The organism is Bacillus sp. PS95, assembly GCF_037963565.1.
Taxonomy (GTDB): Bacteria; Bacillota; Bacilli; order Bacillales; family Bacillaceae; genus Bacillus; species Bacillus subtilis.
On record NZ_CP150160.1, the window covers coordinates 2,555,952 to 2,579,610 of the forward strand.

A 23,659-nucleotide genomic window follows, 5' to 3' on the forward strand; every position below is an offset into this window, starting at 1 on the left:
CCCAAAAGCCTCACCTTAATGTTATACCTCTGTTTCTCTTCGTTCAATGAAGAGTTTTTCGCTATCACTGTTTTTTCCTATAGTTAACGTGTCCCCCTCAGTGAATATCATTCTGCTTTCATTGCGGCGCAGCTGATGATTTTTTAAAATTCCCTTCTTTCCAATCTGAAAAACACACAAACCAAAGAAAAGAAAATAACCTGAATCCGCACTGGAAACAGGTTATCCGTTAAATCCTGCATTTACTTTAACTTCGATTTAAGCTTGGCCTTTGTTTTTGGCCCATAAATCCCGTCTGCAGTTAATCCGTTCATGAGCTGAAAACGCTTGACGGCATTCGCTGTTTTCGGTCCGTAAACTCCATCTATGCCATTGTTTTTGGCTCCCTTATCAGGATAAAAGTGAAGTGCAGCTAAAGCCTTTTGCAGCTGGAGAATGTTTGTGCCCTTTCGATAAGGCGAAGTGAGCTTTATAACCCCAGACGGCAGAGGATATGATGGTGAAGTTTCTTTTGGAGGTGTATCCGAGGAAGAAATTCCGTTTATAAAAGAGTTCCAGTGGTCCAAGAGTTTCCGCGGACATTCTTTCCCGGACCATTTTTTGTGGGGAACAACACGATGTAACGGAATATTGTTTTCCTTCATCAGCTTTCTGATCAGCCACTGGGCATTTGATGTTGCTTTTTCAAAATCGCCGTCAGCATTTTCGCAGATTTCAATCCCGATCGATTTGCGGTTTCCTGTCCCGTTTGTACCGTCTCCCGCATGCCAGCCGTTTTCATCTATCGGGAGATGCTGATAAATGACTGAATCGTCAACTGTAAAATGCCAGCTTTCGGATGTGCTCGGGTTTTTCACAAAATTGGCGTGCATTTTCGCATCAGCGCCTTTTGCTGTATTCGCTGTATTATGCACCGTAATATAAGCAGGCGTCATCGAATAGCCAGGACGATTATTATTTGATAGCGGTATAAAATCCTTTTTTATGGTTACCATTTCTATCCCTCCCTATTATTAAGAATGCAGAAAACAGAGAGATGGACAGCCTTTTTTATGAGGTAAAAAAGAATTGTGTTCTTAACCTGGTTTTCAGTTGAACCGCTGAAATGGCACCAGTTATACTAATTTAGATGACGGAGGTTTTGGCTCCTGACATCACCTAAGTTGGGAGTGACCATAGACATGTTAAAAAAAGTAATAGGTATACTTGTGATTATCGCTATCATTGCAGTCGGTTTTTTTCAGAAAGAAGCTTGGCTTGATGCAATCAAAGCAGGAGGGATGTTTTCCGTTTTATTTAGTATGTTGCTGATTGCTGCCGATGTTTTTTTCCCAATAGTGCCGTTTGCTTTGGTTGCTGCTTTAAATGGCGCAGTGTTCGGGACTGCAAATGGAATTTGGATTACACTGACCGGCTCAATGCTTGGTACAATATTGCTGTTTTTTCTCGCCAGGTACAGTTTTAGAGATTGGGCCAGAAAAAAAGTTCAGGCCTATCCTGCCATACAAAGCTACGAGGCTTCCTTCAACAAAAACGCTTTTACCGCTGTTTTATTAGGAAGGCTGATACCTGTCATACCTTCACTTGTAATGAACGTGATCTGCGGGCTGAGCCAGGTTCGCTGGCATGTTTTTTTCTTTGCGTCTTTAATAGGGAAAATCCCCAATATTGTTGTTGTCACTATTGCAGGTGCCAATTTCACCAGCAATAAATTATTGTCTATCAGCATTTACGGTACATATATTCTGATCATCATGCTGGTCATTTATAAAAAGTTCCCTCATCTTCTGAAGGTGCCAAAAAAATAAGGAGGCTTGTTGGCCCCCTTACTTTTTTTCTGTCGCATGGCCTCCAAATTCATTTCGAAGCGCAGCAACCACCTTTCCTGTAAACGTATCGTCTGTTAAAGAACGGTATCTCATCATTAGTGACATGGCGATGACCGGCGTTGCCGTCTGCAGATCAAGCGCGGTTTCCACCGTCCATTTTCCTTCACCTGAGGAATGCATAATGCCCTTGATCTGATCCAGTTTCGCATCCTTAGAGAAAGCTCGCTCAGTCAGTCCCATAAGCCAAGAACGAATGACAGAACCATGATTCCACACTCTGGCAACCTTCTCATAGTCAAAATCAAATTGGCTGTTTTCAAGCACTTCGAATCCTTCACCAATCGCGGCCATCATTCCATACTCAATTCCATTATGGATCATTTTTAAAAAATGTCCGCTTCCCGCTTCACCAGCGTATAGATAACCATTTTCGACGGCAGTATCACGAAAAAGCGGTTCCACAATCTCCCATGCTTCATGGTCGCCCCCCACCATAAAACAGGCTCCATGCCGTGCGCCTTCCATTCCGCCCGACGTTCCGGCATCGAGATAATGGATACCCGCTTCTTTCATTTGATTGTAGCGGCGAATTGATTCTTTATAATGAGAGTTTCCAGCTTCGATAATCATATCGCCTTTACTTAATAAAGGTGATACATCACGCAAAACAGCATCGACAATGCCATGCGGTACCATAACCCATAGGATACGCGGCGGGTCTAATAAAGAAATGAACTCTTTAAGATTCGTTGTTCCCTCTGCCCCGTATGCTTTCAGTTCATCAACAGCCGCTTGATTTACATCATATCCAACCGCTTGATGATTGCGGTCAATGAATTGCTTTCCTATGTTTATGCCCATTTTCCCTAAGCCGATTAATCCGATTTTCATATCTGTTCCTCCTGATTGTCTAAAAAGCCTTTACTCTTTATGTTCCCTTTGGACTGTATTGTGATACGCAGAAAACAAATGGGGCTTACATCGTCTGCGCATGTAAATTTTATTTTTCATGGGCCGACTGCTCCTGCCAGTTCTATTACTGAACCTCTTTATATCCATAATTATCACTTTATCCTTGATTTACCATCAGTTTAAGTTAAAATATGGGAAGGAATTCGATTTTTTCAGTAAAAAGAAGGTGACATGTTGCAGAATCAATCTCATACTCTTATTGGAGTTACGAAAACCGCTGTATTCTTTTTATACGCTGCACTTGCAATCATCGGTTTTGCAATCGGGTATTTTATTCCGCAGATTGCGAAATGGGCATTATCCCTCCCCTGGATCCCTCTTGAAGGACCGCTTCGGCTCATTACCTCTTTTCAGGGATCTACAGCTTCATTTATCACTGCTCTTCTCGGTATGTGTGCGGGGATTTGGTTCGCTTATTCTGTTATTGCAATGCTGCTGTCTGTCAAAATTACAGATCACACAGTGGAATTCATCAAAGGAAAAAAAGTGCAAACAATTCATTCCGATGACATCGCTCTTGTATTTATGGATCACAAACGGCTTGTCCTCCTGGGAACAGCCGGATATGAATTGGTACGGGAAGAAATTGATGAAAAACCAGTAAACGTTGAGAAGGCCTTTAGACAGCATCATTACGAATGGGCAACAGATGGTGATCCGTTTAAAGATCAATTTCGCCGATGGATTCCTGATGCACCAGACCTATCGCAAGGCGCCCATGCCTTATTAAAAGCTCGTCACAAAGCGCTGCAGGACGAAGAAAAAGACGATATTGAAGAATTCCGTCTCGAACTGGCACAGCTGGGCATCGTTGTACGGGACGAAGGCACACGCCAATATTGGCGAAAAGCAGAAACCTATCCCCCAAAAATTCAGCTCGGCGAAGGATTGTAACAACAGAGGCTCAAGAAAGAGCCTCTTCTTTATTACTGCACAATAAACAGCACTCTGGTGCCGTCAGGATAGCTGCTCATTTGATTCCCTACCCACGAGCCGGCGCCGCGATTATCAGAAGGCGTCACATATCGGACATCAGCCCCTGCGCCGCCTTCCTCGCAGACCGCCATCGGCCACTCATCCCGGTCATAGCCCGGCTTGGTCGGGATTCCCTTTAAAGATTCCTCCCGCCTTTTGTCTGCTCCATCTCTGTCAATGGTACAAATATCTGGATGTCCCTCTGCAATCGCATCCCTAATATGACTGCCGGTTTCCGGATAACGAGACAGCGGAAAATATAACACTTTGTCATACAAAGATGCGCCTTGGATCTGTTGCGGAACCATTAAACAAAGAAGAACTGCTGCAGCAAGAAACAGGCCTGCCATCCATTTTTTCATTCCCATCCCCCCATACCTTTGTTCATTTCAATGTATGGGCGCTTGATAAAGATTATTTTTAACATTTGAAGTTAGTATGCTGCTTACAAAAGCCGGACTCCCCCGCGAGAAATTTCCCGGTACAGACACAGACAGCCTCCCGGTCACATACATTTACATATAGGCTTTTGCCTACATACTTTTGTGGAGGTGACGATGGTGACAGGTGTTTTCGCAGCGCTCGGCTTTGTTGTTAAAGAGCTTGTCTTTTTAGTATCTTACGTGAAAAACAATGCCTTTCCACAACCGCTCTCAAGCAGCGAGGAAAAAAAATACTTAGAGCTCATGGCTAAAGGGGATGAACATGCCAGAAACATGCTGATTGAGCATAATCTTCGCTTGGTCGCCCATATTGTGAAAAAATTTGAAAATACAGGTGAGGATGCAGAGGACTTAATCTCCATCGGAACGATCGGGCTGATAAAAGGAATTGAAAGCTATTCCGCTGGTAAAGGGACAAAGCTGGCGACGTATGCTGCGAGGTGTATTGAAAATGAGATTGTAATTACAAAAGGGGGGTGCATACACCCCTCTTTAATACGTTTCAATATATATGGTGTCAGAATCCACAATGGTAACTTCTTTCACGATAAAGTTAACAATTGTTTTTTTATCTTCAAGAGTTAAGTTATCTGCACCGATTGATTGAAAATAGTCGATGGCTCTTTTTAGAGCATTTTCACTTGAGCTCGTATCATCTAGGACTTTCATTTTTGACTGGATTTCGTTACACTTTTCAGTAAGCTGATTTTGCTTTTTTTGCAGTTCAATAATTTGTGCTTTGATTTCATCTATGTCTAAATCATCGTCATCGCTTAGGCTGATTAGCGTTAAAAGACGCTTGCGGCCTTTTTTTGTTTTCTCTATCTCTTTTTCAATAAGTTCTAATTCATCAGACAGGTGATTTGATTGTTCAGCCTCTTTAAAAGAAACATACTTTTGAGGATTTGTGATGAATTTAAAAATTTCACCCCATACATGCCGGTTCAATTTATTCTCAGACATTTCTTTTCCGCAGCCGCGGTCCTTTGCGCCAGAATAATTTTTCCGGCAAGTATATACATAGTAGTCTTTACCATGTGATTTTCTTTTCTTCCCTGTCATGGTATTTCCGCATTTTCCGCATCTAACCAAACCCGATAACAAGTAATTGTGAGGGCTGATACTCAAGTGTTTTCTTTTACTTTGACCTAAGAGTTCTTGAGCATAATCCCATTGTTCAGCTGGAACAATTGCTGGAATTGTCACAGTGATTTGTTCTTCTTCAGGCCTTATTTTAATTATAGATTTGTTCCCTGCCTGCTTTGAAACATAGGAACCCTCTGTATCATATTTATACTGTCTATGTTCACCCTTATAGGAAGAGTTCATTAATATTTGCCGAACAACCTGCCTGTGCCATACTTTGGCGCCTTTTTTTGTTTTAACCCCCATCTGAGTTAAATGTAGAGCAATACCATTTACTCTGCCGAAAAAAGGGCTTTTATGATCGGTGAAATAGTTAAAAATCATCCGAATGATTTTTGCTTCCTCTTCTAATATCTCAAGAGTTCTTTTCTCTTTAACAAATTTATAGCCATATAATTTAGAATCTTTAATGATCATGCCTTTTTTCATTTTTTGAAGTCGGCCGCTTGATGTCCGTTCTTTGATTTTGGCTTTTTCAAATTCTGAGATTGCCCCGCGCATTGCGAAAAACAATTGACCTTCTGGAGAATTGGCGTATTCACCATTTACAAAAATCAAAGGTATGTTTCGCTTTCGCAATTCGTCATCAATGATTAGCTGATTCATTAATTTCCGAGAAAGACGGTCAGGATCGTAACAAATGACTTGACTTATAAGTCCCTTGCTTGCATCCTCCCTCAAGCGATTCAAAGCCGGACGTTCTAAAAGCTCTCCTGAAAATCCTTCATCTGCATACTTCAGCACATCTTTAGTCCCTGCTTTCTTTATACAGGCCTCGATTTGGCTGTCGATGCTCGATCCCTTGATCGCTTGTTCCTCGGTCGATACCCTTACATATATTGCTATCACCCTGAATCTCCTTCCTATAAAGTTTTATTAAATAATGATAGCAATCGTTAATGCATTTGTCAGCTTGCGGTCCCTCGATGATTATCACTTTCATAAAATGCATCACCCCTTGGGTAATGCTATGTAACAGCTGTTTGTCCAAATGAGGAGATTTTAAATTAAACTATAGTGTTATTAAACGTTTCAATGAATATGCAAAAAATTTAAAAAAAGTTGTTGTGACTTTTCTACACTCCTTTAGGTCCTCAATAGAAAAGATTTTATTTTCTATGCCTCAACATTCGCTTATTATAGTTTTCAATGATTTATTATTATTTGAGAGTACAATGGAGTAGTGTTTTTCATTGTTAGATAGTTAATGACATTTCACTGGTGTCAAGTTCGTATAGCTAGACATTAATAAAAAAAGGACACATATAAATATGCATCCTTTAACAAAAGAGTTTATTTATTTCCCTGTTTCAGCAAATTCCTTCAACCTATTCCCTATTTCATCACGAACTCTTTGGAAAAACGCCCATTTTTCTTCTTCTGTCCCTTGTGCTCTTGCCGGATCATCAAAACCCCAATGCTCACGTTTTACATGTGGAGGCGTCATCGGGCATTTATCAGCAGCATCTCCACAAAGCGTAACAACTAAATCAGCATTGTTCAGAATATCAGAATCGATTATATCTGACGTTTGATTAGAGATATCTATACCAACTTCCTTCATCGCTTTAACAGCATTCGGATTTAATCCATGTGCTTCTATCCCCGCGCTATACACTTTCCACTCATCACCTAAATATTGTTTAGCCCATCCTTCAGCCATTTGGCTCCGGCAAGAGTTCCCTGTACATAAAAAGTAAATGATTTTATTCTCCATATATTCCACCTCTACATCGAGTGACTTCCAAAGTATTTTCGTTGAAACCATAAAGCAACCTTAACAAGTGCTATCATGACTGGCACTTCTACAAGCGGACCAATTACGGCGGCAAATGCTGCACCCGAATGAATTCCAAATACACCAACAGCTACAGCAATCGCTAATTCAAAGTTATTGCTTCCTGCTGTAAAAGCTAAAGTAGTAGTTACAGCATAGTTTGCCCCGATTTTCTTCCCTAAAAAGAAGGAAACAAAGAACATTAAAACAAAGTAAATCAATAATGGAATCGCAACTCGGACAACATCTAACGGCAAGCTAACAATTACATCACCTTTTAAGGAAAACATGACGATAATTGTAAATAGCAAAGCAATTAACGTAATTGGACTAATCTTAGGAATGAACACTTTTTCATACCATTCTTTGCCCTTCACTTTTACAAAAATATAACGTGTCACCATTCCTGCAATAAAAGGAACTCCAAGGTAAATGAATACTGATTTTGCGACTTCTGCCATCGTAATATTCACTACTGCTCCTTCCATCCCTAACCATTGCGGAATAACTGTTACAAAAATGTAAGCATAAACTGAGAAAAAAAGCATTTGGAAAATTGAGTTGAAAGCAACTAATCCTGCCGCGTATTCCGTATCACCTTTTGATAAGTCATTCCAAACAATAACCATCGCAATACAGCGAGCTAATCCAATCATAATAAGCCCAATCATATACTCCGGTTTATCTGGCAAAAAGATGATAGCCAAAATAAACATGAGAGTCGGTCCGATGATCCAGTTTTGCACTAAAGATAAAATTAACACTTTAATATCTTTAAATACCCGTCCAATTTCTTCATATCGAACCTTTGCTAGTGGTGGATACATCATTAATACTAATCCAATAGCTAAAGGGATAGATGTAGTTCCTACTTGTAATTTGTTTAATCCACCAACAAAACTCGGAAATATAAAACCTAATCCTATCCCCAATGCCATCGCAAGAAAAATCCAGATGGTTAAATAACGGTCTAAAAAAGATAAACGTTTCATTACTTTATCCTCACCTTTTTTACTAACAGCAAGAGTTCGTTGTAATATCACTTGGCGGTGTTACACAACAAGAGGAGGAATCTTGTTTTTGAACCTCGCTGTTCGATTTGGTATAGAAAAATTCCCACTCGTTCCCATCTGGATCAGTAATCCAAAATTTATCTTGGACTGCATAACAACAAGTCGTATCCATTTCTTCACGTGCAAAAAACCCTTCTTTTTCAAGCCTTTTCTTGTGTTTCAAAACTTCTTCCAAACTATCTACTTGGAATCCAAAATGATTCACTTGATTTCCCTTCACCTCATCTGCGACATTTAAAGTGAAATTCAGTCCAGGAGTCTCTAATAGAAACTTTGCATAGTCTGTTTTTACTTTTACAGCCTTTACTCCAAAAACTTTTTCATAAAAATTGATCGATTTCTCTAAACTGACAACGTTAACCCCTACATGAACATATTTCATTTTAATTCCCCCTCTTATATATTAATCAAAAAAATTTGATATAATACCTAAAAAATTTTTTTAGCAGCAATCTCCTTCACCTTTTTTTCTAAATATACAACAAAGCTCTTCTGATAATAAACCATTTACTTCCTCATCATTTAGATCATAATAACTCCATGTTCCCTTTGTCTCTTTCGTTATTAAGTTGGCATCCAATAAAATTTTTAGATGATAAGAAAGTTTAGATTGCGTCACCTCAAAAATCTCAGTCAGATCACAAACACAGGTTTTTCCCCTTTGACAAAGTTCATACATGATCTCTAATCGTTTCTGATCAGCAAGAGCCTTAAATTTTTGTTCATATTTCCGTAGCAGTTCTGATTTCGTCTCATCCATTCATATCGCCTTCTTTAATCAATTTTTTTTGATGTATTTATTATACTCATGATTTTTAAATTAATGCAAGCAAATAAATCAATTTATTTTGATTAATTGTAAAACCCGCTAAAAGCTTGTGTAACCAGATAGAGGTTTTCCATTTTTATTATTTCCTCCATCGCTACTTTGCTACTACAGCAACGGAGATCATAAACGCTAATTTCTAATTTCAAGAAAAAAACATTAAATAATTTTTGTGAATATGTAGAATCGATAATAATTCGAGATAATACGTATTTAGTCAGAGCACACAGATTTATCATCAATTAAAACCTTATGTGAAGATATAAGCCATTCAATCCATCCTTCCACATAAGGTTTTAAACAATTTAATCAGACCTTTTCTTTTTGAATAAGTTCTTCATTTTCATAAAAGGGCATTGTGACACTTGATTTTCATCATCTCGCAAGAAGTACTGTTTCCACTCCAGATTGTCTTTTTTTCCATACCATCCTAAATGCGGATGGATAGGTACTTCATCATATGCCTCAAGCCTTTTTCGAATTTGCTTACTCATATTTCGTCCAAATGCAGTAGTATCATTTAGATCCTCAAAAACCCATCTAGGCTGAAACGTCAACATAAAATAAGGAAAACTTCTGCTTTTTCTTTTGCTGTGAGCCGGTGTAGCACACAGAACAAAATATGGTTCTCCATTAAAACAGTATTCCCATTGAAAGTTATCTGGATTTTCTGGTATATCATCTGGCCAATCAGCTGGATCTTCCATACTCAATGAATTGAGCAACTGCCAAAACAACGATTCGTAATCCTCAATTTTGTAATCAGTCAGTAATTCTTCTGGTGTATGAAATATTACAGTTAATGATGCATACTTTCCTGTCTCTCGTGAAATAGTTCCATACCGAGTAAGCAATGGCGCTAATTCCTTCGCAGTCTCGGGATTCCTAGGATCACCGACAAAAGCAATTCGCAGCTGGTCGCTTAAAAATGCTTGCCTTCCCGGTATACAAGGAAATTTATTTTCTTTATCACCTATTTTTTCATTCAAATAGTTAAACGAATCTAATTGCCAACCAGGTAGCGTTTCTTTAATTTTTTCAAGATCACTTTTAGCATATAACTCAGTCAATAAATCCACCTCCGAAGGCATTTATCATAATGTATTGCGGGAGCACGAAGGAGGTGAATGTCTAATTACTTTTTCATAAATCCGAATGAATATTAATTAAATGGTTAATGCTTTAATGGGTAAGTAGTATTTGCTTATCACAAAAAACAAAAATCCAGGTTTAAGTCTGCGTTTAGACGTTCATGCACACTCAGCCCTCAAAACGTATAACGCCGGACTTTCTGGATTTTTTTATTTTAACACCAACAAACGATCTTTAATTGAGTAAAAAGTAAACATATTGGTATTATCTCTAAAACAGTATGCACTTAGATTAGTGATGATTTTGATGCTCTTGATGCTTTTTGTTATCAGGTTTAAAAACGTTCTTGTCCTCTTCAAGTAGCTTACCGACTATAACCTGTCTGGTGGGCATTACATGTGCGTCTCTTGTTTTTACATCTGCTTTAATATTATATAAGCCATAATCAGTAAATGTCTTTGTAGCAACGTATATCCCATTGTTTTCATACTCAGCTTCTACCACTTCTAAATGCTCTTTATGATTTTCTTTCCATATCTCAAACTTTACATTCGTTGCATACTCTACTTTTTTTCCTTCTTGCGTCAGTTTCATTTTTAAATTTTGTTCTTTATTCTTTGATAGGCTAGAAGGTAAAATTATCTCTACATCAAGTTGTTTTGATTGTACATACTGGTCAGCAGCATTAGGATCAACAGTGCATGAAGTTAATAGGAGCATTAATATGATTAGGAAAAAGAAAGACAATCCTCTACTATTCAAATCGACCTCACTAATCAATCAATTTTTATTAATTTATTATGGTTTTCAACTTTGAAATCCTTTTAATGAGGAGATTATCAATTATCCAGACTAGCACAAGAGATATTCCTACCAAAGGGAATAGGACACCAAACATTATGATGATAAGTATTAGGAGTTTCATGGTTTTGAGTTCGGGAGATTTTGGTGCCCCTAACTTTCCGGCAGGTTTACGTTTCCACCAAAGAATAAATCCACTTATCCCAACTGCTACAATTCCAATACAGATCATTAAACCGATCAATTGGTTAACCAGTCCAAACTGTGTCCCTTTGTGAAGAGTTATTCCAAGAGCAATTATTTTTCCCATAGTGCCGTAGTTGTCATAACGATAATCTGCTAGGACAGCCCCCGTGTATTGATCTATATGCATCGTTGCCTCATCTTGTGCTTTGGGCGGAAAAACGGACATTGTATAAACTCCGTCAGTTTTTTGAGGAATGTAAATATCATAACCAGGCGTAATGTTTTGTTCTTCTGCAATCGTTACAACATCATCAATAGAAAGTTACTTGAAACAGGAACTTCTAGATTCTCAGCTGCCCAAGGGACATCGGCAACTTCTTTTGTTTGAGTTGATGTCGGAGCTTCTCCAACCCAAATAGATGGAGGATATCCGAATCCTGAATTTGTAGTTAATTGCTGAAATGTGTTTCCCCATAAACCAGACCATGGTAATCCCGTTAAAACCAAAAATAACATGCCTGCAGAAATCCAGAATGCAGGTACTGCATGTAAATCCCTAGTCAATATTTTCTTTCCTTTTGTAACTCTGGGAATCATGACACCCCGTACCTTCATTCTATTTCTGGGCCACCATAAATAAATACCGGTCACGATAAGTATTAGCGCCCAACAAGCTGTTAATTCCACAATTCTGTCCCCTGCTGTTCCTGCCATTAATTCACCGTGAAATTCTTCGATTTTATCCATTATTCGATTATCATCAGCAAGTTGCCCTATAATTTGCCCATTATGTGGATTAACAAACACAATATAGGAACTGTCTTTGGAAACAATACCCACTTCGGCAGATCGTTCTGGATGATCACTGGGTCTATATTTTATTATTTCAGCGTCAGGATACCTTTCTTTTATTGCTTCAAATTGTACTGATGGAGAGACTGTTTTTGATTCTGCCTGAACCTCGTATAGATCTTTGTATAAATGATTTTCGATTTGAGGCTTAAACAAGTACACACCACCTGTGACAGCCAATATAAGTAAGAAAGGCAAAAAGATCAAACCCGCATAAAAATGCCATCGCCAAACTGTCTGATAAAGTGAAGTTCTCGCTGTTTTTCTCTTAGAATATTCCTTCTTTTCAATTGCAGAATAATCTGATTTTAACATTTGTTTTCTCCTTTTTATTTTCTAAAACAAATTATTGTCTTATCACAAAGTCAATATTTAATGTTGTTACAAAAAGAAATGTGCAAGACAAATTACATAGCCCCTTCCTCATTCTCTCTTTTTAAAAAAATACTAAAGAGACCCTATAACAACAATACGATCATGTTAATATTTGTTAATTTTTGTTGAATTATGTTATTTCATAACAAAAAAAGACTCTTTTAAGGTCTTTTAAGATTTTACGCATAGGTTTTGTTTAGATTCCATTTTTTCAAACAAGAATAACCTTACTTTGGTGCAAGTCATGAAATCCTAAAGAAGATTTAATAAAACTCCAAAACAAAAAAGATACCAATATAGTTTGGTATCTTAAATAAAGTGAATGCTTATGAAGTAGTGAAGTCATTCATTATATGGTTTTAAGGCTAGCACTATAATCCTTGCTTACCTCAACGCTTGTTATACTTCAGGCCTCATTTCTGTTTTTATATTCGCTATATCTTTTTCTGTTACGTAAAGAGTAGAGATTGAACCAATAGAATTAAGTGAGCTTTAGAAGACTTAAAAAGCTCTGATAACAAATCTCTTTATAATATTCATGTGAATTTATATCTTCACTCATTAGCCATTGAATGAGCAATCCATCTACAATAGATCGCATTGTTTTTGAAGCTTTTTCAACATCTATACTTTGGTCAAATACTCCTGTTTCCTGTCCAAAAATAATAATGTTAGATGTGATGCCCCAGCACTGTTGATAAAAGCTATGGTTAATTTTCCTGTACGTTTCATTTCGGGTTGCCTGAGACAAGAAATCTAAATAAACCTTGTAAAACTTTTCATTTTCCTCGGGAGAGACAAATATTGAATTTACATAAGCTTTCAACTTATCCAGTGGCGTAGATTCCGAATCCACTGCTTTCAATTCATGTTTATAAATTTTATTTGTAATCCACTCAAGTAGTTGAGAAAGGGTATCTTCCTTATTATCAAAGTAATAATGCACGACGCCCTTACTAACTCCTGCGTGATCAGCAATACTTTGTAGTGTAACTGAATTATAACCTTGTGTTGACACAGCTTGGAAAGCTGCCCTTAATATCTGATTCTTTCTTTCTTCTGCTTTTTTCTTCATAATAAACCTCCAGAAAGCTAACCTTCAATTAGTATACAACAGTTCATGAAATCCACACAAAATTATTCTGACCAGACAAAATAGTTTGACCGGTCAGAATAATTGTGTATACTTAAAGTGGTTTCACATCAAGATAGCATATTGGAGGATTTATAAAATGAAAGACGAATTCAAGGCTCTAGTTGTAAACAAAGTTGATGATGAATTTTCAATTAAAGTAAAGAATGTTTCTCCAGCGTTTTTACCAGAAAGTGATGTCCACATCCAAGTACACTACTCTGGAATTAACTACAAAGATGGACTTGCAGGGAACCCCAATGGGAAAATCGTAAGAAAATACCCATTTATACCGGGTATAGATTTAGCAGGTGTAGTCATTTCTTCTAATGATCCTCGCTTTAAAGAGGGGGATAAGGTGATTGCCACAAGTTATGATATAGGTGTTTCTCATTTTGGCGGTTTTAGCGAATATGCAAGTCTCCCTGGAGACTGGATTGTACCTTTACCCGATAATTTGACCCTCAAAGAAGCAATGATAGTAGGAACAGCTGGCTTCACAGCGGCACTGTCTATTCAACGTCTAGAAGAAAACAACCTATCTCCTGAAAAAGGAAAAGTTCTGGTAACAGGAGCAACAGGTGGTGTTGGTAGTTTTGCTGTTTCATTCCTTAACTCTCTCGGTTATCAAGTAGAAGCTAGTACAGGTAAAGAATCAGAATATGATTACTTACGAAAACTTGGAGCTAGTACAATTATTTCACGGGATATGACCTATGGAGGGAAGGTTAAAGCCTTAGGATCACAAAAATGGGCGGCAGCTGTTGATCCTGTAGGCGGGGAACCTCTTGCCTCTATCTTAAGCCAAATTCAATATGGAGGTTCCGTTGCTGTTAGTGGATTAACAGCTGGAACAAAACTGCCAACTACTGTTTTTCCATTCATCTTAAGAGGTGTTAATTTACTTGGGATTGATTCTGTATATTGTCCAATGGAAACACGGTTAAAAACATGGCATCGTGTAGCAACAGATTTTAAACCATCTAGTTTAGAGGAATTTATTTCACAAGAAATTACTTTAGATCAACTTCCTAACGTTCTTCCTGAAATATTGGAAGGACAAGTAAGAGGGAGAACGATTGTAAATATCGTATGATTATTCATCAGAACTCATCCAGTTGCTAAAGATGAAACAATGTCTTAAAGGGCTAGTAAAGAGATTCTCAACAGGAATTCCTTTACTTATTATAGCTTACTTTATGTAAATGCAAAAATATAAGGAGTGATCCTCCCCATTCAGCTTACACAGTCTTAATGATATGAAAACGCTTATTCATCGTACATTATAAATGTGGCTCCTAGTCTAGAGTTTCGTTTATGGGCAAACAAAGCTCAAATAAATAGGAACCCACCTTGTCACAATAAACTCAATAGACTAATGCTGAGAAGTCTCCATATTTACTACAATACACCCACACCCCTGTTTGACTGGTTCCCTTGGAGAGAAGAAGACTTTGAAAAAGCCAAATGCGAAAACAAGCCGTTTCTGGTCAGCATCGGTTATTCGAACTTTCATTAGTGACAAGTTCGTGTATCTACACATATCCCTTAAGATGTACATAACTTTGAAATTGTAATTAAAGACAAATAAAAAAGGAACTCATTTGAATTCCTTTTTATAACTTATTAGTTTAATCGAATGATAGTCAAGGCTGCTCCGGTTGATCCCCCTCCTAAAAGAATAACTGTAGCTACTACTCCGAATAATTGAAGTGATATTCTGTCTCCTGCATCCAAAGTAGCGAACACATCATCATTGTAACTAGAAGTTGATACTGCTGGAGAAATGATTGAACCTGGTATTGGATCACCATTACGCATTAATCTAGAACCAGCAAGTAATGAAAGAGTGGTATTGATTTGATATGAGAGATAATAACGTCCTGCCACTGGCACAGTAAACATATTATTACCTCCATTTACTGTAAAACCGTCTAAGCTTTGATTGTTCGGTAAGGGTACTGGGGAACCACCCAGTACCACTGCAATTGTACTACCAACTGTATTAGATGCATACATAGAGTTTCCTGTTACACTTCCGCCTGTTCCTGTTGGTCCGGTTATTCCTGTTGGTCCGGTTATTCCTGTTGCTCCCGTTACTCCCGTTGGTCCGGTTGCTCCTGTTATTCCGGTTGCTCCTGTTGCTCCCGTTGCTCCGGTTGGTCCTGTTGCACCCGTTGGTCCGGTTATTCCTGTTGCTCCCGTTACTCCCGTTGGTCCGGTTGCTCCTGTTATTCCGGTTGCACCCGTTGGTCCGGTTGGTCCCGTTATTCCTGTTGCTCCCGTTATTCCGGTTGCCCCTGTTGCTCCCGTTGCTCCGGTTGGTCCTGTTGCACCCGTTGGTCCGGTTATTCCCGTTACTCCCGTTGGTCCGGTTGCTCCTGTTATTCCGGTTGCACCCGTTGGTCCGGTTGCTCCTGTTATTCCGGTTGCACCCGTTGGTCCGGTTGCTCCCGTTGCTCCGGTCGGTCCTGTTGGTCCTCTACTACTACCTCCACATGCGTTAAGTTGAGCGCACATTTCTGTCACTACTTTCAGCAAAAGTTTGTGGAATCAAAGATACAAACTGATTAATATTGATAATTTAATGAAAAAGAAACGGTCACATTTGCTGTTCCAGTTCCCCCTGCCCCAACAATACCTATTGAGTTGATATCATTCAAAGTGATTGATCTACTTTCTCCTGGTGCTACTGTAAATCCCGCAACTGCTGTTCCATTAACTGTAAGAGAAGCTGTGGGGCCTACTCCTACAATCCCATTGTTTTCTACCATTATTGTTCCATTTATAACAAAAGAAGTTGCGTCTTCCCAAACTGGTGTAGCTACAGCTCCAGTATCCCCCAAATCAATCGTGAAACATACAGCATCGTTTACAAAACCCGTTTGCTCGTTACTACAACCGCCCAAAATAGCCATAATTATCCTCCTCATTCATATTATCTTTATAAAAATATGTTATTAAAAACAATTTCGATTGGATAATCAACCAAACTTAAAAATATTTAATAGATTTAATAATGTGATTCAGCTGAACATCTATTTGTCCTTTCGATTTTCTTTTTGATGATTCGATCTTAAGACACTCAAGATCTTTAACCGTAATAGAGCAACTTTCTCCTTTATTCACACCTAATGAATATATATTTTCTTTAGTCTGAAGAATAATTTTAATCGAAGAATTCTTGGTATCTTTATGATGAAGAGTGACTGTAGCAGTATTAGCAAAGTTAGATTCGTTGTTCCATAGAACTCCTGTTTTATTTTCATTTGTTAAAAAACAAATTTCAAATTTATCTTTTATACTTGGTTTTAAAATCAGATAATCATATACAGGAATTTTAACTTCACCAATACCACAAAAAAATGAAATATCAATCAAAATACGTGAATCTGAACGATACAAAACCTTATTGGCACATAATGTTTTCATACAACAAGGAACGAGTAATTCTAGCACAACACATTTTCGCAGTTCATTAACCGAAATAACTTTAAAATAACACGTCTGAAATAGTTCTCCATTCGATATGCCAGATGCAATAAAATGTTCTCCTTCTTGATTAATTAAAAAAACTGGTGTTACAGCAAAACATTCATCAACTTTTATTTGTTTTTCACTTTGAATTCGTTTAAGTTTTTCAATGATGCAGCATGTCAAGTTAAACCAACTCAATTCATTGCTTTAAAGTTAAAGTGGCTTTTTATAACTTATAATATGTGACGTGAGATTAATTGTGCATTTGGTGAGGTACACCTTCATTGACTTGTATTTGATGCTATGTAATTGGTGATCTTCTAGACAAATTGACTAACTAAAACAAGAAGATGAGAGGCCAACAAGTGTAATAAAAAAGTTATTGCGGTCTCACCGAAAATTTAAATTGCGGTGCCCTATTGCCTTTTTCTGCGAACAAAAACTTGTTAATATTTACATTACTAGTAGAGTTAAGGGAAGGGTGAATATCTTGATATCAATCACATCAGCTGAAGTGGGAATGAAGATTAATGAATGGCATAGGCATATTCAAAAATTCAACGTTACTGATGCTGAAATGTTAAAAGCTGAAATCGAACGTGATATAGAGGTTATGGAAGAAGATCAAGATTTGCTTATTTATTATCAATTAATGGCCTTCCGCCATAAAATCATGTTGGAATACACGATGCCATCCGATGAAAACCGAATGGAACTTTCAGAATATTTAAAGAAAATCGAAGGGCATAAGAAGAAGCTAGACAATATGCGGGCATATTATTATAACTTCTTCCGCGGGATGTATGAGTTTAGAAACGGTGAATACACAAAGGCCATTACATATTACAAAAAAGCTGAACGCAAAATTCCTACAATCTCCGACAAGATTGAAAAAGCTGAGTTTTATTTTAAACTGTCTGAAGTCTATTATCATATGAAAATGACACACATTTCGATGCATTACGCTGAGCTTTCATATAACATCTATAAAAAACACGAGCTTTATTCTGTTCGGCGTATACAGTGCCATTTTGTCATTGCCGGTAACTATGATGACCTTGAAAATCATGAGAAAGCTCTCCCCCACCTTCAAGAAGCTTTAAAAGGTGCTGAGCTGCTTAAAAGTAAAAATACTCATATCTATGCCACTGCGTTTTTCAATCTCGGCAATTGTTATCACAAAATGGACAACTTAAATAAGGCTGCTCGTTACATCGAACAAGCCTTGGTTCAATACAGAAAAATTAACTCTGACGTACTTCCGCAAGCTTATCATGACCTAGCATTGATTTATTTTAAACAAGGCAAAAAAGAACAAGCAATGGATTGCTTCCGCAAAGGAATTAGAAGTGCTGTAGATTTTAAAGACGAACTTTTTATGAACTTATTTGAAGCATTAGACGTTCTTTATATAAGAAATGGCGATACACCTAAACTCCTCAACATTTTCTCTCGTTTAGAGAATGGCAAAGGATACCCTTATCTGGAAGAGCTGGCATTGTTAGGAGGCAACCTTTTCGATTATAATGGAAAAATAGAGGATAGTATCATCTGTTTCAAGAAGATGGTATATGCTCAAAAGCAAATATCGAAAGGGGAATGCATGTATGAAATCTAAATTGTTTATCAGTTTATCCGCCGTTTTAATTGGACTTGCCTTTTTCGGATCTATGTCTAATGGCGAAATGAAGGAAGCATCCCGGAATGTAACTCTAGCACCTACTCATGAATTCCTTGTTTGATTCGATAAACAACATTAGTTCTGTTTCCCTTTAGCCGTTTCATAACGGCTTTTTCTTATTTCTAATACTGAAAAAATCCATCATACATAAAGCTTTTGAGGTGAACATCTTGGACTTATTTGATGAATGCTTAGAAGCTCTAGGGAAAAACAAAGAAATCTTATCAGAAGACTTAACGACAAAATATTATGAACTGCTTTCAAACAGTTTTCCCTTTACATCTTGGGGACGAATCAAGTGGGAAGAAGTTTGTTGTCATCAATCTATAGTTTACGAGGAAGAGATTTACGATTGGCTAGCTAACCACCATTTTAAAGATAGGAACATTATTATTCTTTGGGGTTACGGAGAACAGCCAGCATTAAAAACCAGTCTTGTGCATGCCTTAAACGTAATTGATGATGTAACTGCCGTTGGATCAGATACTTTTATGTTTAGTGAATTTGGCTACGTTATCGAATTTTTTCATGATGGCGATGTTACAATTGGAAAGTCCCCTTTCATTGAAAGGATTAACAAATAGGTAAAATGACACAGATCGAATGATTCATTTCCACCATTTGATCCACATAACAGTTAGTTTCATCATTCTTCCATGGTAATATTTTGTTATGACGATTAAATGAAAGGATATGATCATGAAAGTATTTGAAGCCAAAACCTTGCTCACCGAGGCTGAAAAGCGAGCAAAGGAATACAAAGATTTAAAAAGTAAAATGGTCAAATTAAAGAAAGCGTTCAAAGCTGTTGCAGATTTAGATGATAGCGAGTTTTCAGGCAAAGGTGCTAATAACATCAAATCATTTTATGAAGATCAAGCTGGCATTGCTGACCAATGGATTGATTTAATTGAGATGAAAATTTCTTTCTTAACGAGTATTCCTGGTTTCTTAGAAGACGCCAACTTATCAGATGCCTACATAGAAGAAACCTTTTTAGCGCATGAGCTTGCTAACGCCTCCACCAAATCAAAATCCATCATGTCTGAACAGAAAAAAGCCATGCAAGATATATTAAATGATATCAACGATATACTGCCTTTGGATCTGTTCTCGACAGAAACTTTTAAAAATGAACTTTCGTCTGCCGAAAAGAAACGAAAAGAAGCCATTGAGAAAATGGATGAAGTTGACGAAAACTTAACATCAGAATACGGACTATCAGAAGCAAATGAACAAATGATTCAAGCTGATTATCAAGCTTTAATGAATGCGACAGCAAAAGGCAAAAGCGCCTCTCCTATTCACTATAATGCGATGGCTTATAGAGACAGTGAGATTCACAAGATGACTGAGGATGTAAAGAAACAATCAACAGACTACATCTCTTTTAAGGACCAACAGGCGGAACAAAGAAGAATAGCAAAAGAACAAGAAGAACTGGCGAACAGACCATGGTATGAAAAGTCTTGGGATGCTGTTTGTAATTTTACAGGAGAGGTCTCTGGATATTATGATTATAAAAGAGCCGCTGATGGGGTTGATCCTGTTACCGGCGAAAAGCTAACTGCTGGACAACGGGTCGCTGCCGGTGCAATGGCTGCGGCAGGATACATCCCTATCGTAGGATGGGCAGGTAAATTAGCTAAAGGCGGAAAATCTGTTTATTCAACAAGTAAGGCATTGTATAGAGCAGACAAAGCTCTCGATGTATACAAAACACCTAAGACATTCCATGCTCTTCAAAACTCCAGCAAAGGACTTTATGGACTTGCTTCTGCAAATGGTTTTAGCGAGGCCATAACAGGACGCGATATGTTCGGGAATAAAGTCTCTAAAGAGAGGCAAGAACAGAGCCTTAGTGGAGCAATGGCAATGTTGGTTCCTTTCGGAGCTCGTGGAATTAACAAAAAGCTTAATGCAAAATCGAGTTCCCGAGTTAGCGAAACATCTACTAACACCAGCAAAAAACCTAAAGTTCCTAAAACGTACAAAAGACCAACTTATTTCCGTAAAGGCGTTAGAGATAAGGTTTGGGAAAATGCTAAGGATTCAACCGGATCTGTTAAAGACCCGTTAACAAAACAGGTAATGAAAAAAGATGAACCATGGGATATGGGTCATAAACCAGGTTATGAATTTAGAAAACATCAACAAAGTGCAATGGAAAGAAATATTAGTCGAAAGCAATTTTTAGATGAACATAATAATCCAGACCATTATCAACCTGAATTACCTTCCTCCAATAGGAGTCATAAAGGGGAAGATATGACGGATGATTACTTTGGAGATTAAGGAGAGATTGTCTAATGGGCGTTACACAAGAAAATAAAGTAATTGCTAGAACAGTTTTAGGAGCTTTTGGAGGTAAACCGAAGGTTACGAAATATTGGGATGATAACAAGAGTAGCAGCATTGATATTTTATCGGTCAGTGACCAGCCTCAGGAAGGTATCACGTCATATTCAACTCTAGGTTTGTCGGATCATTCTATTAATTATGAGGTGAATGGCACTCCGTTGCGGATAGAAATCGTAGCTGCAATGGAGTCAGCTTCAGACATATATGCTAATGTTTTATCAACTTGTGCCTTTAATATAATCAACTCAAATTTCACTTGTGCACCAGGTGTTATTTTTAAAAATGTGATTAGTATGTATGATCAGGAAACCGATATGAAACATATTATGTTCGTTCCCCCATTTTTATGGGAGGAAGATTTAGAACTACTTGAATTTAGTAACAAAAATGTTACTTGGCTAATGGCTTTACCTATATCCGAAGGAGAATTGCAAGTAGCTGAAAAACACGGCTCAGATTATTTACAAGATCTTCTGGAATCAAAACAGATTGATATTTTTGATATAAAGAGAGAATCTGTTGTTTAATGACTTTAATAAAGAAGAGTCACTTTATAAGCCCCTCTCAATGAGAAGGGCTTATTTTATTTAATTTGAAATCAGCTGCAAATAATAGAAGAAAATGACTGAGGTAAGGAGAATTCTATGATTAATGAAGAAAAACACACAAACCCTCAAGCTAATAACAATATATTTGGAAGGATAGATACCTGGTATTCTGTTCATAGGAGTTCGAACTTGAGGGAAAATAAAGAAAGACCAGCTTATTATGTGGCTGGTCCTTATCTTTAATTAAAGAAATGGTTATGTAAAGCTTTAGAAAATCCAAAACCTTCTTCTGGTCCCTTTAACCAGAGAGAAATAAACTTTTCGAAATCCACTTCTTTTTCAATATCTTTCAAAATTCTTTTAAATTCTTCAGTAAAGTTATGAAGAGAGACCTCTTCGCCATTTTTAATCTTATCAGTGTACTGGCTCGTTAACTCTCTTAATTCTTGATACTGTTTTTCACTTAAATCATAGGCCAAAACTTGATCAAATAAGCCAAACCGATCATAATCAGCTGCTAATTGTTGGACTAACCTTAGTTGAAAAGCCTGCTTCTCGACTTTTTTTTCTAGGTTGTCAAGCCTTTCTTCTACTGTTACCAATTCAAATCACCTCAATTAAAAAGCTAAGAAAGTAAATACACTTGCAATAGTTCTAGCTGTAGAAGATTTTACACCAGCATCAATTAGATATGAGGAAACCGTGTCAATAATTGCGTCCTCCACAACGTCACCTCGTTTAACTAACTCGTCCAAAGCATCTGCTACATCATCAGTATGTTTTGCGAATGTTTTTCCTGCTGATCCACCTAACTCATCGACTACCTCACCAACAATTCTCCCACCATGTCGAAGCGCACTGGCTGTTGCCTTCATTGCTTCTTTAGCAATCCATTTTTTAATACCATTTGTGTGAAATTCACCAGATTGTTCAGTTGTATTAGTTGGTAATTCGGATAGTTTAACGGGAGTTTGATAAGTGACTTCCTGCTGTGCCTGTAATGTTACCTCTTGAGCTTTGGCATGTCCATCCAACGGAAGAACTAATGATAAAGAGAATGTTAATGCAGATGTTGCTAAAAGTAATTTCTTAAACATGAAATCAATCCCTTTCTTTTAAATTATTTACATGTAAATGATAACATTATGTTCAGACTAGAAAAATAATACTTTTTACTCAAATATTAGAATAATTTTGAACTATCTGTAACAAAATAAACATAAGTATCTCCTTGAGAAAGATACTCAAGGAGACTATTTATTTACTTCAAGAGAGCTTCAAGTTTCGCTTTCGTTTTTGGTCCGTAAATACCGTCTTGAGTAAGCCCGTACATAGACTGGAATCGTCTAATTGCATCTGCTGTTTTCGGACCATACACGCCGTCAATGCCGTTGTTTTTTGCTCCTTTATCCGGGTAAAAGTATAGTGCAGCCAGTGCTTTTTGAATTTGTGTTACCTTTTCCCCTCTCATCATTGGGCTCTTCACTTTAAAAATACCGGATGGTAGCGCATATGACGTTTTTTTGCTGCTTGTGTTTGTTGTTTTCTTTTTAGCTACACTTGCTTTGCTTGAGTTTGTTTTTCCGCCCAACTTTTTCAATTCTGCTTCAATTGCAGTCTTAACTTGAATCCATCTTCCCTCTGACAAAATGCGGTGCGGGCAATACTTACCATTCCAGTCTTGATGTTTGCGGACTCGATCAATACCCCATCCACGTTCTTTAAGTAGCTGAGCCACAAACTTAATAGCAAGCTTTTCCGCTGCCTTATATCGTACCCCTCCTGACTTGCTATAACAAATTTCGACACCAATAGACTTGCGATTCCCTGTACCGTTTGTTCCATCTCCTGTGTGCCAAGCGTTACGATTCGTTGGAATACCTTGAATGACTTGTTTATCGTCTACTGCAAAGTGAAAACTTGTTGAGCTAGAGTTATTCTTCATGTAAGAAATCTCATTGGCTGCTGAAGCATCATTCGCAGTGTTGTGAATAGTGATATATTCAGCTTTCATTGGATTAGGACATTTCAATCCATACTTTGATTTAGAGACTAGATTCTTTACAACTTTAATGGCCATATACCCTCTCTCCTTCTGTCAGTAAGATAAAAA

At 37.6% G+C, this 23,659-nt stretch carries 26 protein-coding genes and 4 pseudogenes; 11 read left to right on the top strand and 19 right to left on the bottom strand.

Features of this window, described 5'->3' with window-relative positions:
• Positions 1 to 242: 242 nt before the first annotated feature.
• Positions 243 to 995: an N-acetylmuramoyl-L-alanine amidase CwlH gene (gene cwlH / locus NSQ12_RS13195; RefSeq protein WP_163138266.1), complete on the bottom strand. Its 753-nt coding sequence runs from the start codon at positions 993 to 995 to the stop codon at positions 243 to 245.
• Between the two features lie 186 nt (positions 996 to 1,181).
• Between cwlH and NSQ12_RS13200 the strand changes: the two genes are divergently transcribed.
• Entirely contained in the window at positions 1,182 to 1,808 is a 627-nt protein-coding gene (locus tag NSQ12_RS13200) for a TVP38/TMEM64 family protein (RefSeq protein WP_038429330.1), read from the top strand.
• An 18-nt stretch (positions 1,809 to 1,826) separates the two neighbouring features.
• On the opposite strand, the gene gnd is transcribed toward NSQ12_RS13200, so the two are convergent.
• Entirely contained in the window at positions 1,827 to 2,720 is an 894-nt protein-coding gene (gnd, locus tag NSQ12_RS13205; protein ID WP_163138265.1) for a phosphogluconate dehydrogenase (NAD(+)-dependent, decarboxylating), read from the bottom strand.
• Between the two features lie 252 nt (positions 2,721 to 2,972).
• On the opposite strand from gnd, the gene NSQ12_RS13210 reads away from it, so the two are divergent.
• Positions 2,973 to 3,695 carry a DUF308 domain-containing protein gene (locus NSQ12_RS13210; RefSeq protein ID WP_219144591.1) on the top strand — a complete coding sequence of 241 codons (723 nt, stop codon included), beginning with the start codon at positions 2,973 to 2,975 and terminating at the stop codon, positions 3,693 to 3,695.
• 32 nt (positions 3,696 to 3,727) lie between these two features.
• Here the strand turns inward: NSQ12_RS13210 and nucB are convergent, their stop codons facing one another.
• Complete coding sequence (gene nucB, locus NSQ12_RS13215) at positions 3,728 to 4,138, bottom strand: sporulation-specific Dnase NucB (protein WP_160221688.1); 411 nt, start codon at positions 4,136 to 4,138, stop codon at positions 3,728 to 3,730.
• Between the two features lie 195 nt (positions 4,139 to 4,333).
• Between nucB and NSQ12_RS13220 the strand changes: the two are divergent.
• Positions 4,334 to 4,681, top strand: a pseudogene (locus NSQ12_RS13220) (sigma-70 family RNA polymerase sigma factor); the annotation flags it as partial.
• A gap of 30 nt (positions 4,682 to 4,711) precedes the next feature.
• Here NSQ12_RS13220 and spoIVCA read toward each other — a convergent pair.
• The 10 genes and pseudogenes from spoIVCA to NSQ12_RS13270 all read right to left on the bottom strand — a co-directional run bounded on the left by spoIVCA (position 4,712) and on the right by NSQ12_RS13270 (position 13,422).
• Positions 4,712 to 6,172 carry a site-specific DNA recombinase SpoIVCA gene (gene spoIVCA, locus NSQ12_RS13225; RefSeq protein ID WP_223257626.1) on the bottom strand — a complete coding sequence of 487 codons (1,461 nt, stop codon included), beginning with the start codon at positions 6,170 to 6,172 and terminating at the stop codon, positions 4,712 to 4,714.
• Positions 6,130 to 6,308 (bottom strand): annotated as a pseudogene (locus tag NSQ12_RS13230) (hypothetical protein). The gene spoIVCA and the pseudogene NSQ12_RS13230 overlap by 43 nt, the downstream one beginning before the upstream one ends.
• Positions 6,309 to 6,662: 354 nt before the next feature.
• Positions 6,663 to 7,082 (bottom strand): thioredoxin-dependent arsenate reductase, encoded by a 420-nt coding sequence (locus NSQ12_RS13235; protein ID WP_004398596.1) that lies wholly within the window; start codon positions 7,080 to 7,082, stop codon positions 6,663 to 6,665.
• 11 nt (positions 7,083 to 7,093) lie between these two features.
• Positions 7,094 to 8,134 (bottom strand): arsenite efflux transporter Acr3, encoded by a 1,041-nt coding sequence (gene acr3 / locus NSQ12_RS13240; protein WP_004398718.1) that lies wholly within the window; start codon positions 8,132 to 8,134, stop codon positions 7,094 to 7,096.
• Positions 8,135 to 8,156: 22 nt separating this feature from the next.
• Positions 8,157 to 8,597: an ArsI/CadI family heavy metal resistance metalloenzyme gene (locus NSQ12_RS13245; RefSeq protein WP_003229954.1), complete on the bottom strand. Its 441-nt coding sequence runs from the start codon at positions 8,595 to 8,597 to the stop codon at positions 8,157 to 8,159.
• Between the two features lie 60 nt (positions 8,598 to 8,657).
• Complete coding sequence (gene arsR, locus NSQ12_RS13250) at positions 8,658 to 8,975, bottom strand: arsenical resistance operon transcriptional regulator ArsR (RefSeq protein WP_004399122.1); 318 nt, start codon at positions 8,973 to 8,975, stop codon at positions 8,658 to 8,660.
• A 371-nt stretch (positions 8,976 to 9,346) separates the two neighbouring features.
• Positions 9,347 to 10,111, bottom strand: a complete 765-nt coding sequence (locus tag NSQ12_RS13255; RefSeq protein WP_004398670.1) for a YqcI/YcgG family protein — start codon at positions 10,109 to 10,111, stop codon at positions 9,347 to 9,349.
• A gap of 313 nt (positions 10,112 to 10,424) precedes the next feature.
• Positions 10,425 to 10,895: a FixH family protein gene (locus tag NSQ12_RS13260; RefSeq protein ID WP_326225407.1), complete on the bottom strand. Its 471-nt coding sequence runs from the start codon at positions 10,893 to 10,895 to the stop codon at positions 10,425 to 10,427.
• Positions 10,896 to 10,923: 28 nt separating this feature from the next.
• A pseudogene (locus tag NSQ12_RS13265) lies at positions 10,924 to 12,287 on the bottom strand (PepSY domain-containing protein).
• Positions 12,288 to 12,828: 541 nt separating this feature from the next.
• Complete coding sequence (locus NSQ12_RS13270; protein WP_015714302.1) at positions 12,829 to 13,422, bottom strand: TetR/AcrR family transcriptional regulator; 594 nt, start codon at positions 13,420 to 13,422, stop codon at positions 12,829 to 12,831.
• A 157-nt stretch (positions 13,423 to 13,579) separates the two neighbouring features.
• Between NSQ12_RS13270 and NSQ12_RS13275 the strand changes: the two genes are divergently transcribed.
• Together NSQ12_RS13275 and NSQ12_RS13280 are read left to right on the top strand one after the other, a co-directional pair.
• Positions 13,580 to 14,575 (top strand): acryloyl-CoA reductase, encoded by a 996-nt coding sequence (locus NSQ12_RS13275; RefSeq protein WP_029318099.1) that lies wholly within the window; start codon positions 13,580 to 13,582, stop codon positions 14,573 to 14,575.
• 282 nt (positions 14,576 to 14,857) lie between these two features.
• The gene (locus tag NSQ12_RS13280; protein ID WP_231940260.1) at positions 14,858 to 14,998 is read left to right on the top strand and encodes a DUF255 domain-containing protein; all 141 of its coding nucleotides are present in this window, start codon (positions 14,858 to 14,860) and stop codon (positions 14,996 to 14,998) included.
• A gap of 107 nt (positions 14,999 to 15,105) precedes the next feature.
• Here NSQ12_RS13280 and NSQ12_RS13285 read toward each other — a convergent pair whose 3' ends face one another.
• From NSQ12_RS13285 to NSQ12_RS13295, 3 genes are all read right to left on the bottom strand, one after another.
• The gene (locus NSQ12_RS13285; RefSeq protein ID WP_204551513.1) at positions 15,106 to 15,999 is read right to left on the bottom strand and encodes a hypothetical protein; all 894 of its coding nucleotides are present in this window, start codon (positions 15,997 to 15,999) and stop codon (positions 15,106 to 15,108) included.
• 50 nt (positions 16,000 to 16,049) lie between these two features.
• Positions 16,050 to 16,397 (bottom strand): S-Ena type endospore appendage, encoded by a 348-nt coding sequence (locus NSQ12_RS13290; RefSeq protein WP_015714305.1) that lies wholly within the window; start codon positions 16,395 to 16,397, stop codon positions 16,050 to 16,052.
• 76 nt (positions 16,398 to 16,473) lie between these two features.
• The gene (locus NSQ12_RS13295; RefSeq protein WP_015714306.1) at positions 16,474 to 17,139 is read right to left on the bottom strand and encodes a CotZ-related putative spore coat protein; all 666 of its coding nucleotides are present in this window, start codon (positions 17,137 to 17,139) and stop codon (positions 16,474 to 16,476) included.
• A gap of 307 nt (positions 17,140 to 17,446) precedes the next feature.
• On the opposite strand from NSQ12_RS13295, the gene rapE reads away from it, so the two are divergent.
• From rapE to NSQ12_RS13325, 6 genes and pseudogenes are all read left to right on the top strand, one after another.
• Complete coding sequence (rapE, locus tag NSQ12_RS13300; RefSeq protein ID WP_015714307.1) at positions 17,447 to 18,574, top strand: response regulator aspartate phosphatase RapE; 1,128 nt, start codon at positions 17,447 to 17,449, stop codon at positions 18,572 to 18,574.
• Positions 18,564 to 18,698 (top strand): phosphatase RapE inhibitor PhrE, encoded by a 135-nt coding sequence (phrE, locus tag NSQ12_RS13305; protein ID WP_014114495.1) that lies wholly within the window; start codon positions 18,564 to 18,566, stop codon positions 18,696 to 18,698. The genes rapE and phrE overlap by 11 nt, the downstream gene beginning before the upstream one ends.
• A gap of 109 nt (positions 18,699 to 18,807) precedes the next feature.
• Positions 18,808 to 18,967 (top strand): annotated as a pseudogene (locus tag NSQ12_RS13310) (hypothetical protein).
• Positions 18,968 to 19,336: 369 nt separating this feature from the next.
• Positions 19,337 to 20,932, top strand: a complete 1,596-nt coding sequence (gene yqcG / locus NSQ12_RS13315; RefSeq protein ID WP_204551337.1) for an LXG family T7SS effector endonuclease toxin YqcG — start codon at positions 19,337 to 19,339, stop codon at positions 20,930 to 20,932.
• A 14-nt stretch (positions 20,933 to 20,946) separates the two neighbouring features.
• Positions 20,947 to 21,525: a type VII secretion system immunity protein YqcF gene (gene yqcF, locus NSQ12_RS13320; RefSeq protein ID WP_015714310.1), complete on the top strand. Its 579-nt coding sequence runs from the start codon at positions 20,947 to 20,949 to the stop codon at positions 21,523 to 21,525.
• 117 nt (positions 21,526 to 21,642) lie between these two features.
• Positions 21,643 to 21,789: a hypothetical protein gene (locus NSQ12_RS13325; protein WP_009967791.1), complete on the top strand. Its 147-nt coding sequence runs from the start codon at positions 21,643 to 21,645 to the stop codon at positions 21,787 to 21,789.
• On the opposite strand, the gene NSQ12_RS13330 is transcribed toward NSQ12_RS13325, so the two are convergent.
• The 3 genes from NSQ12_RS13330 to cwlA form a co-directional block, all read right to left on the bottom strand.
• Complete coding sequence (locus tag NSQ12_RS13330) at positions 21,786 to 22,148, bottom strand: hypothetical protein (protein WP_003229947.1); 363 nt, start codon at positions 22,146 to 22,148, stop codon at positions 21,786 to 21,788. The genes NSQ12_RS13325 and NSQ12_RS13330 overlap by 4 nt on opposite strands.
• A 15-nt stretch (positions 22,149 to 22,163) precedes the next feature.
• Positions 22,164 to 22,643, bottom strand: coding sequence for a hypothetical protein (locus NSQ12_RS13335; protein WP_004399085.1), 480 nt, complete (start codon positions 22,641 to 22,643; stop codon positions 22,164 to 22,166).
• 164 nt (positions 22,644 to 22,807) lie between these two features.
• Positions 22,808 to 23,626 carry an N-acetylmuramoyl-L-alanine amidase CwlA gene (gene cwlA, locus NSQ12_RS13340; protein WP_003229946.1) on the bottom strand — a complete coding sequence of 273 codons (819 nt, stop codon included), beginning with the start codon at positions 23,624 to 23,626 and terminating at the stop codon, positions 22,808 to 22,810.
• Positions 23,627 to 23,659: the final 33 nt, after the last annotated feature.

Excerpts from the sequence above, each read along its gene's own strand:
- NSQ12_RS13210 (WP_219144591.1), top strand. The coding sequence starts at position 2,973 with ATGTTGCAGAATCAATCTCATACTCTTATTGGAGTTACGAAAACCGCT.
- cwlH (WP_163138266.1), bottom strand. The coding sequence starts at position 995 with ATGGTAACCATAAAAAAGGATTTTATACCGCTATCAAATAATAATCGT.
- NSQ12_RS13285 (WP_204551513.1), bottom strand. The coding sequence starts at position 15,999 with ATGTGCGCTCAACTTAACGCATGTGGAGGTAGTAGTAGAGGACCAACA.
- NSQ12_RS13200 (WP_038429330.1), top strand. The coding sequence starts at position 1,182 with ATGTTAAAAAAAGTAATAGGTATACTTGTGATTATCGCTATCATTGCA.
- acr3 (WP_004398718.1), bottom strand. The coding sequence starts at position 8,134 with ATGAAACGTTTATCTTTTTTAGACCGTTATTTAACCATCTGGATTTTT.
- NSQ12_RS13325 (WP_009967791.1), top strand. The coding sequence starts at position 21,643 with ATGATTAATGAAGAAAAACACACAAACCCTCAAGCTAATAACAATATA.
- yqcF (WP_015714310.1), top strand. The coding sequence starts at position 20,947 with ATGGGCGTTACACAAGAAAATAAAGTAATTGCTAGAACAGTTTTAGGA.
- NSQ12_RS13280 (WP_231940260.1), top strand. The coding sequence starts at position 14,858 with ATGCTGAGAAGTCTCCATATTTACTACAATACACCCACACCCCTGTTT.
- NSQ12_RS13245 (WP_003229954.1), bottom strand. The coding sequence starts at position 8,597 with ATGAAATATGTTCATGTAGGGGTTAACGTTGTCAGTTTAGAGAAATCG.
- yqcG (WP_204551337.1), top strand. The coding sequence starts at position 19,337 with ATGAAAGTATTTGAAGCCAAAACCTTGCTCACCGAGGCTGAAAAGCGA.
- nucB (WP_160221688.1), bottom strand. The coding sequence starts at position 4,138 with ATGAAAAAATGGATGGCAGGCCTGTTTCTTGCTGCAGCAGTTCTTCTT.
- phrE (WP_014114495.1), top strand. The coding sequence starts at position 18,564 with ATGAAATCTAAATTGTTTATCAGTTTATCCGCCGTTTTAATTGGACTT.
- cwlA (WP_003229946.1), bottom strand. The coding sequence starts at position 23,626 with ATGGCCATTAAAGTTGTAAAGAATCTAGTCTCTAAATCAAAGTATGGA.
- NSQ12_RS13290 (WP_015714305.1), bottom strand. The coding sequence starts at position 16,397 with ATGGCTATTTTGGGCGGTTGTAGTAACGAGCAAACGGGTTTTGTAAAC.
- NSQ12_RS13235 (WP_004398596.1), bottom strand. The coding sequence starts at position 7,082 with ATGGAGAATAAAATCATTTACTTTTTATGTACAGGGAACTCTTGCCGG.
- gnd (WP_163138265.1), bottom strand. The coding sequence starts at position 2,720 with ATGAAAATCGGATTAATCGGCTTAGGGAAAATGGGCATAAACATAGGA.
- NSQ12_RS13335 (WP_004399085.1), bottom strand. The coding sequence starts at position 22,643 with ATGTTTAAGAAATTACTTTTAGCAACATCTGCATTAACATTCTCTTTA.
- NSQ12_RS13270 (WP_015714302.1), bottom strand. The coding sequence starts at position 13,422 with ATGAAGAAAAAAGCAGAAGAAAGAAAGAATCAGATATTAAGGGCAGCT.
- arsR (WP_004399122.1), bottom strand. The coding sequence starts at position 8,975 with ATGGATGAGACGAAATCAGAACTGCTACGGAAATATGAACAAAAATTT.
- NSQ12_RS13275 (WP_029318099.1), top strand. The coding sequence starts at position 13,580 with ATGAAAGACGAATTCAAGGCTCTAGTTGTAAACAAAGTTGATGATGAA.